At 71.1% G+C, this 7,563-nt stretch carries 7 protein-coding genes; 2 read left to right on the top strand and 5 right to left on the bottom strand.

From position 1 onward, the window contains the following. Window positions 1-1,126: sugar phosphate isomerase/epimerase and 4-hydroxyphenylpyruvate domain-containing protein (locus SACHA_RS20195; protein ID WP_039737895.1), on the bottom strand; the 1,126-nt coding region annotated here is incomplete at its 3' end. A 191-nt stretch (window positions 1,127-1,317) separates the two neighbouring features. Here SACHA_RS20195 and SACHA_RS0103965 point away from each other — a divergent pair. After that, complete coding sequence (locus tag SACHA_RS0103965) at window positions 1,318-1,962, top strand: TetR family transcriptional regulator (protein WP_019807402.1); 645 nt, start codon at window positions 1,318-1,320, stop codon at window positions 1,960-1,962. A gap of 109 nt (window positions 1,963-2,071) precedes the next feature. Here the strand turns inward: SACHA_RS0103965 and hisS are convergent, their stop codons facing one another. The 4 genes from hisS to SACHA_RS0103985 form a co-directional block, all read right to left on the bottom strand. Continuing rightward, entirely contained in the window at window positions 2,072-3,370 is a 1,299-nt protein-coding gene (hisS, locus tag SACHA_RS0103970) for a histidine--tRNA ligase (RefSeq protein ID WP_019807404.1), read from the bottom strand. Window positions 3,371-3,528: 158 nt separating this feature from the next. Continuing rightward, on the bottom strand, window positions 3,529-4,356 hold the full coding sequence (locus SACHA_RS0103975; RefSeq protein ID WP_019807405.1) for a carbohydrate ABC transporter permease: 828 nt from the start codon (window positions 4,354-4,356) through the stop codon (window positions 3,529-3,531). Continuing rightward, a complete protein-coding gene (locus tag SACHA_RS0103980) occupies window positions 4,356-5,300 on the bottom strand; it encodes a carbohydrate ABC transporter permease (protein ID WP_019807407.1) in 945 nt (314 codons plus the stop codon). Before SACHA_RS0103980 ends, SACHA_RS0103975 begins: the two co-directional genes overlap by 1 nt. Before the next feature lie 4 nt (window positions 5,301-5,304). Then, the gene (locus tag SACHA_RS0103985; protein ID WP_019807409.1) at window positions 5,305-6,600 is read right to left on the bottom strand and encodes an extracellular solute-binding protein; all 1,296 of its coding nucleotides are present in this window, start codon (window positions 6,598-6,600) and stop codon (window positions 5,305-5,307) included. Between the two features lie 210 nt (window positions 6,601-6,810). Here SACHA_RS0103985 and SACHA_RS0103990 point away from each other — a divergent pair. Beyond that, window positions 6,811-7,563, top strand: a 753-nt coding sequence (locus tag SACHA_RS0103990) for a LacI family DNA-binding transcriptional regulator (protein WP_232211804.1), incomplete at its 3' end; no start/stop codon positions are given.

Consider the following 7,563-nt stretch of genomic DNA (forward strand, 5'->3'; position numbering starts at 1 on the left):
CGAGCAGAGCCTGTGCGCGGCGGGCCGAGCGGGCGGGGTCGGCGCTGTCCACCGCCAGCGCGTTCAGCGCGGTTCCCCGGTCGCCGCCGGAGTGCACCAGCACCCGGGCACGGCCCTGCTGCCACAGTTGCACGGGCTTGGACCGGTGCTGCCCGACGTGGGCGAAGCCCAGCGCGGCGAGGGTGCGTTCCACCTCGGGGCCGGTGCCGTCGTCGACGGCGAGTTCGGCGAAGGCGTAGCCGGTCAGCTCCGGGGCCCGGGGCAGTCTGCCGAGCGGGACGGCGGCGTGCTCCCCGTCGCCCGCGCTCTCCCACCGGTCGGCGACCCGCTCCTCCAGCGCGATCAGGGACCGTTTCGCGTCGACGGCGGCGCGGTCGGGGGCCGATTGGCGGTAGACGTCGTTGAACACCTCCAGCGACAACGGCCCCCGGTAGCCCGCGTCGAGCACCGCCCCGGTGAACGCGGCGAGGTCGAAGGCGCCCTGCCCGGGGAACAGCCGGTGGTGCCTGCTCCACTGGAGCACGTCCATGCGCAGGTCCGGGGCGTCGGCGAGCTGGAGGAAGAACAGTTTGTCCGCGCCGACGGCGTCCAGGCCGGTCAGGTCGTCGCCCCGGGAGAGCACGTGGAAGCTGTCCAGGCACAGCCCGAGGGCGGGGTGGTCGGCGCGCCGGACGATCTCGGCCGCGTGCCGCCAGGTGTCGACGTGCCGACCCCAGGCCAGCGCCTCGTAGGCGACGCGGAGGCCGCGTGCGGCGGCCCGCTCGGCCAGGGCGTGCAGGTGTTCGGCGGCGAGGTCGTCGTCGTCGACGGCGTCGGGCGAGACCGACGAGCACACGAGCACGGTGTCCGCACCGAGCCGCTGCATCAGGTCGAACTTGTGCTCGGCGCGGCGCAGATTGGCGGTCAGCAGCGGCCCGGGCACCGCCTCGAAGTCCCGGAACGGCTGGAAGAGGTCCACCGACAGGCCCAGCCCGGCGCAGTGCCGTCGCACCGCCTCGGGGGACAGGGACGAGGCGATCAGGTCGTTCTCGAAGATCTCCACACCGTCGAAGCCCGCCCGGGCCGCGGCGTCGAGCTTGTCCTCCAGAGTGCCGGACAGGCACACCGTGGCGATGCCGCTGCGCATGGTCTCTCCCTGTGCTGTTCGCCGGAGCCGGATCCCGTCCCCGGTGGTCGTGCCGCCCGCCCGGTGGGGCGCGGGGTGGCGACACCGACGCTAGCATGAACGAACCAGACAGTTAATAAACCGACGGTGGTCGGGACGCGCCCGGGCGGGGCGATACGGTGACGGTCCGGACGTGGGAAAGGGGTGCGCGGGTGGCCGAACAGCGGGGCGACGGGGGGCGCACGCGGGACGCCGGGCGCACCCGGGCGGAGATCCTGCGGGTGGCCACGGCCGAGTTCGCCGACAAGGGGTACACCGGTGCCCGGGTCGACGAGATCGCCGCGCGCACCAGCACCACCAAGCGGATGCTCTACTACTACTTCGGCAGCAAGGAACGGCTGTTCGTCGCGGTGCTGGAGCGGGCGTACGCGGAGATCCGGGCGAGAGAACAGGAGGTCGACGTCGACCACCTCGACCCGGTCGAGGCGCTGCGGCGGGTCGTCGCGTTGACGTTCGACCACCACGAGTCGCATCCGGAGTTCGTGCGCCTGGTGGCGATCGAGAACATCCACCGCGCCGAGCACCTCGCCCGCTCCACCGAGCTCGCCGGCCTGGCCGACCCGGCGCTGGACGTGCTCACCCGCATCCTCGACCGGGGGCGCGCCGCGGGTACCTTCCGCGCCGACGTCGATCCGCTCGACGTGCACCTGATGATCAGCGCGTTCTGCGTGTTCCGCACCGCGAACCGGCACACCGTCCGGGCCGTCTTCGACCGCGACATGCTCGCCCCACACCGCCGCGACCACTACCGCACCCTGCTCACCGACCTCGTCCTCGACCACCTCACCGCCCGCTGACCCGCGCCGGGGGTTGCCGTGAAGGGCACATTTCCTGCGCCGGGCGCCGTGAGGGGCACATTCGCTGCGTCACACGCAGGGAAAGTGCCCCTCACGACACAACCCGGGGTCAGGACAGGCGGGCGCGGACGTGGGTGGCGGCGTCGGTGACGGGGACGCGGGTCTGGTCGCCGGTGTGCATGTCCCGCACCGTGACCTCGCCGGCCTCCTGTTCCTCGGGGCCGTGGAGGAGCACCAGCCGGGCGCGCTGGTCGTCGGCCCACTTGAGCTGCTTGGCCAGCTTGCCGGAGGAACCGAGGTAGACGCCGGTGCGCAGGCCGCCGGCGCGCAGTTCCGCGGCCAGGCGCATCACGGTGTCCTCGGCGCCGAGCACGGTCAGGGCCACGTCGAGGCCGCCCGCGGACCCGTCGTCCCCGGCGGCCCGGGTGGCGAGGATGCGCTCGATGCCGATCGACCCACCGCAGGCGGGCAGATCCGGCCCGCCCAGCTTGGCCACCAACCCGTCGTAGCGACCGCCGGAGGCGATCGAGCCGGGATAGTCCCGCGCCACCACCTCGAAGATCGGTCCGGTGTAGTAGTCCAGCCCCCGCACCATCCGCGGGGTGAACACCACACGCCCCTCCGGCAGCCCGGCGGTGAGCTCCAGCAGCCGGTCGATCTCGGCCAGCCCGTGCCGTCCACGCTCGGTGGTGTCCAACTGCTTGCGCACCCGGTCCACATCGGTGGCGGTGACGTCGCCGACCAGCTCCTCGGCCGTCGTCGGCGCCAGCCCGAGCCCGGCCAACTCCTCCGCCACGGCGGACGGGTCGACCTTGTCCAGCTTGTCCAGACTGCCCAGCACGGCGGCTCCCTGCTCGTCCGGCACGCCGTAGGCCTCCAGCAGCCCGTACAGGGCCTGCCTGCTGTTCACCAGCACGCGGAAGTCCTCCACGCCGAGCGCGGTGAGGCCGTCGTGCACCGCCCAGAGGATCTCGGCGTCGGCCAGCGGGGACGACGAACCCACGGTGTCGATGTCGCACTGGGTGAACTCGCGAAAGCGCCCCTTGGCCGGACGGTCGGCCCGCCACACCGGCCCGATCGCGTAGCGCTTGTACGGCGAGGGCAGCCGGTTGCCGTAGGTGCCGACGACCCGGGCCAGCGGAACCGTGTGGTCGTAGCGCAGTGCCAGGTCGGCCTCCCCGCTGGCCTCGTGCACCCCGCGCTTGAGGATCTTGAAGATCAGTGCGGAGGCCTCGTCACCGAGTTTGCCCGCGAACACCTCCAGCCGCTCGAACGCCGGCGTCTCCAGCGGATCGAAGCCGTAATGCTCGAACACTCCGGCGACGGTGTCGAAGGCGGCCTTCCGGCGACGCATCTCGTCGGCCAGGAAGTCCCGGGTGCCCGAGGGTGGTTCGGCGGCTCTCGCCATGGTTGGTGTCCTCCGCGTAGGTCTCGACTCCCCCGCCATTGTCCCGCCTCGCCCGCTGCCCGGCCGGGTGACCCTCCCCCGGTGTGACCGCGGTCGACCGCCCGGCCCGGTGCGGACACCGGGCCGGGCGGGTACAGGGCGTTATACGGGCAGCGGACTCAGCGGCCGAATCCGGCGGTGAGCCCGCTGACGAGATACCTCCGGCCGAGGACGTACAGCGCGAGCACCGGCAGGGTGGACAGCACCACCGCCGCCAGCACGGCGGGCACGTTCACGGTGAACTGCCCCTGGAAGCTCCACAGCGCCAGCGGCAGCACCCGCTGCTCGGGGCTCTGCGTGAGGATGAGCGGGAACAGGAACCCGTTCCACACCTGCAGCCCGTCGTACACGGCCACCGTGATCACCGCGGGCCGCACCAGCGGCAGCACCAGGCTGAACACCGTGCGCCAGTGCCCCGCGCCGTCCACCCGCATCGACTCGAACAGCTCCTTCGGCACGTCCCGCAGGAAGTTGGCGAGGATCACCACCGTCAGCGGGATGGCGAAGGCCGCCGACGGCAGCACGATGGCCAACAACGTGTCGTACAGGTGCATCCGGGTGATCAGGAAGTACACCGGGATGATCACCGCCTGCAGCGGGATGGCCAGGCCGAGCAGGAACGCGCGATAGGTCAGCCGCCCCAGCCGCGTGTCGCTGCGGACGACGAAGTAGGCCGCCAGCAGCGACACGCCGACCGTGATCACCACCGCGCCGAGGGTGACCACGACGCTGTTGAGCAGGTAACGACCGAAGTCGTTGGCCAGCACCAGCCGGTAGGCGTCCAGGGTGGGGTCGGCGGGCGGCACCAGCGGGTTCGCCGAGAAGAACCCCTCCTGGCTGCGCAGGCTGGTCACCACGACGTAGTACACCGGCACCAGCACCACGAGCAGCCACAGGAAACCGGCCAGCCCGCCGGGCACGTTCGGCCGGGTCCGCGTCACCGACATCAGGCTCCCTCCTGTTGACTGCCGCGGTCGAAGCTCGCCCACCGGGACAGCCCGAGCGCCAAGGTCAGCCCGGTCACCACCAGCAGCACGGCCAGCGTCCCCGCACGGCCCATCTCGTTGCCGGAGAACCCGGTGAGATACATGTCGAGCGGCAGCAGCCGGGTCGCGTCGCCGGGACCGCCGCCGGTGAGCACGAACACGAGGTCGAAGTAGGTCAGCGACCCCACCAGCATCAGCGTCGACGAGGTGATGATCGTGTAGCGCAGCTGCGGCACGGTGATGTGGAAGAACTGCCGCACCGGCCCCGCCCCGTCGATCTCGGCCGCCTCGTACAGCGATCCGGGGATCTGCCGCACCCCCGCCTGGTAGAGCAGGGTGTGGAACGGCACGAACTGCCAGGCGATCACGAACACCACCACGTAGAGCGCCAGGTCGGGATCACCGAGCCAGTTCTGCGCGAAGGCCTCGGCGCCGAAGGCGAGACTCAGGCCGAAGTTCGGGTCGAGCAACGCCTTGAACGCGATCGCGATGGCCGCCGAGGACAGCAACATCGGCAGGAAGTACAATACCCCGAGCACGGCCCGGTACCGTCCCCGGCGTGCGATCAGTACCCCGAGCAGCAGCGAGATCGGTGTCTGGACCAGCCAGCTCACCACCATCACCTGCACGCTCAACCAGATCGCGTGGTAGGTCGACGGGTCGGTGAGCACACTGCCCCAGTGGTCCAGCCCCGCCCATCGCATCGCCGCGATGCCGTCCCAACGCACGAAACTCAGCGCCACCACCCCCACGAGGGGCACCAGCGCGAAGAATCCGAAGAACACCAGTGCGGGCGCGGCCATCAGCGGTGACGGCCCCACCCGGTTCCCGTCGGCACGGGACCGGCTCCGCCGGGTCGCCCCGGTGACGGAGCCGGTCCCCGTGTCCTCGTCCGCGAGCGTCACCGTCTCACCCGATCGTCGCGTCCATCGTGGACGAGAACTCCTCCGGCGACACCTGGCCGTTGAACAGCTGCTCCAGTGTCGCCAACATCTCGTCCGCCTGGTTCGGATCGAGCGCCTGGTCCCAGGACAACTCGAAGTGGGGCGCCGCGCTCGCCGTCTCGTACACCGACGACAGGTATTCGGAGTCGCCGGCCGCGGCCAGCTCGTCCTCGATCCCCCGCACCGGCGGCACCGACCCGTTCTCCAGGAGGGTGTTCACGTACTCGTCGTTCATCAGGCCGCGGTCCAGGTAGTCCAGGGCGGCCTGCCGCTCCTCCGTGCTCGCCTCCGCGCTGATCGACCAGTAGTTGGCCGGGTTCCCGACGATGTTGGCCGGGTCTCCCGCACCACCGGCCACGGTGGGGAACGTGGTGTGGCCGAGATGGCCGTTCTCGATGAACTCCGGCGCCGCGTCCTTGATGCTCGGATAGGCCCAGGAGCCCATCAGATACATCGCCGCCTTGTCGGTGTAGAGCAGCGCGGCGTCGGCCCCGCTGTCCGCGGAGATCGAACCGAACCCGTCGGCGAACCCGCCCGCGTCGACGAGTTCCTGGATCTTCTTCCCCGCCTCCAGCACGGCCGGGTGCGACCAGGCGCCGGGCTCGCCCGCGGCGATGGCCTCGAACACCTCCGGGCCGCCGATCCGGTCCACGAGGTACTCCAGCCACATCAGCTGCGGCCACCGGCTCTGCCCGGCCAGCGCGAACGGCGCGATGCCCTCCTCGTTGAACCGGGGCACCAGCTCCATCAGCTCCGCCCAGGTCTCCGGCGGCTGTGCCCCGATCCGGTCGAACAGCTTCGTGTTGTAGTACAGCAGCACCGGCTGCATCCCGTTGTTCGGCACGGCGTAGACATCCCCGCCGACCGTGCCGGTGTCCAACACCGACGGCAGATACCGGTCGGTCAGCGCCCCGACGTCCGGGGCCACCTCGGACAGGTTCGCGACCTTGTCCGCGTCGACCCAGGAGCGCAGATTCCCACCGCCCCAGCCGAAGATGAGGGTGGGTGCCCCGCCCGCGCCGATCGCCGTGCGGATCTTCTGCTTGTACGCGTCGTTGGCGAAGAACTCGGGATTGATCGCCGTGTCGGGGTTGGCCTCGTTCCACGAGTCGAACGAGGAGCGGATGCTCTGTTCGTCCCCGCCGGTGAGTGCCCACGCCGACGCTCCGGCCGCCGCCGGTCCGCCGGACCCGCAGGCCGTCCCGATCGCCATCACCGTCGCCGCTCCCACCGCGAGCAGCGCCGTCCGTCTCCGGCCCATGCCGCACCTTCCTCGTCGAAGGTTCCGAGATGCTCGAAACTTTTCGGAAAGAACCGTCTGAATGGACGCCGACAATAGAACCGCCCCGAGGCATGGTCAAGACCTGATTTCGTGGAAGTTTGATGTATAGTGGCGTGAAACTTTTCGGCAAACATGAGGGAGGTGGCTGTGTCAGGGAGCGCCGACACCACGCGGCGGGCGACGCTGGCGATGGTCGCCGACGCCGCGGGGGTCTCCCTGCCGACGGCGTCGAAGGTCCTCAACGGCCGCGGCGACGTGGCCACGGCCACCAGGGCGCGGGTTGAGGAGGCCGTCCGCGAGCTCGGGTACGTGCCCCAGGTGGGCCGCCGGAGCGTGACGCCCGCCCGGGTGATCGACCTGGTCTTCGACGAACTGGTCAGTCCGTACTCGCTGGAGCTGCTGCGCGGGGTCACCGAGGCGGGGGCCGAGGCGGGGGTCGACGTCGTGGTCGGCCGGATTCCGGGTGCCGACGGCCCTGTCGCCGCCCCCGACTCGTGGGCCAACCGGCTCAAGGCCGCCGGACGCGAGGGGCTGATCGTGGTGACCTCGGAGCTGAGCCTGGAACAGGTCGAGGGCTTCGCCGACGCCGGATTGGGCCTGGTGGTGATCGACCCGCTGAACCTGCCCCGGGTCGAGGTCACCAGTGTCGGTGCCACGAACTTCTCCGGCGGGGTGGCCGCGACCGAGCACCTGCTGTCGCTCGGGCACCGCCGGATCGGGTTCGCGGGCGGCCCGGAGGGCGCCTCGTGCGGCCAGGCACGGCTGCACGGGTGCCGGGCCGCGCAGGAGAAGTCCGGGATCGCACCCGATCCGGAACTGACACTGCACGGCGCGTTCGGCTATCCGGACGGGCTGGAGATGGGCGCCCGCCTGCTCGACCGCCCCGACCCGCCCACGGCCGTGTTCGCCGCGAGTGACGCCACCGCGCTCGGCGTGGTGGAG

Source organism: Saccharomonospora halophila 8 (assembly GCF_000383775.1).
In the GTDB taxonomy this organism is placed as follows: Bacteria; Actinomycetota; Actinomycetes; order Mycobacteriales; family Pseudonocardiaceae; genus Saccharomonospora; species Saccharomonospora halophila.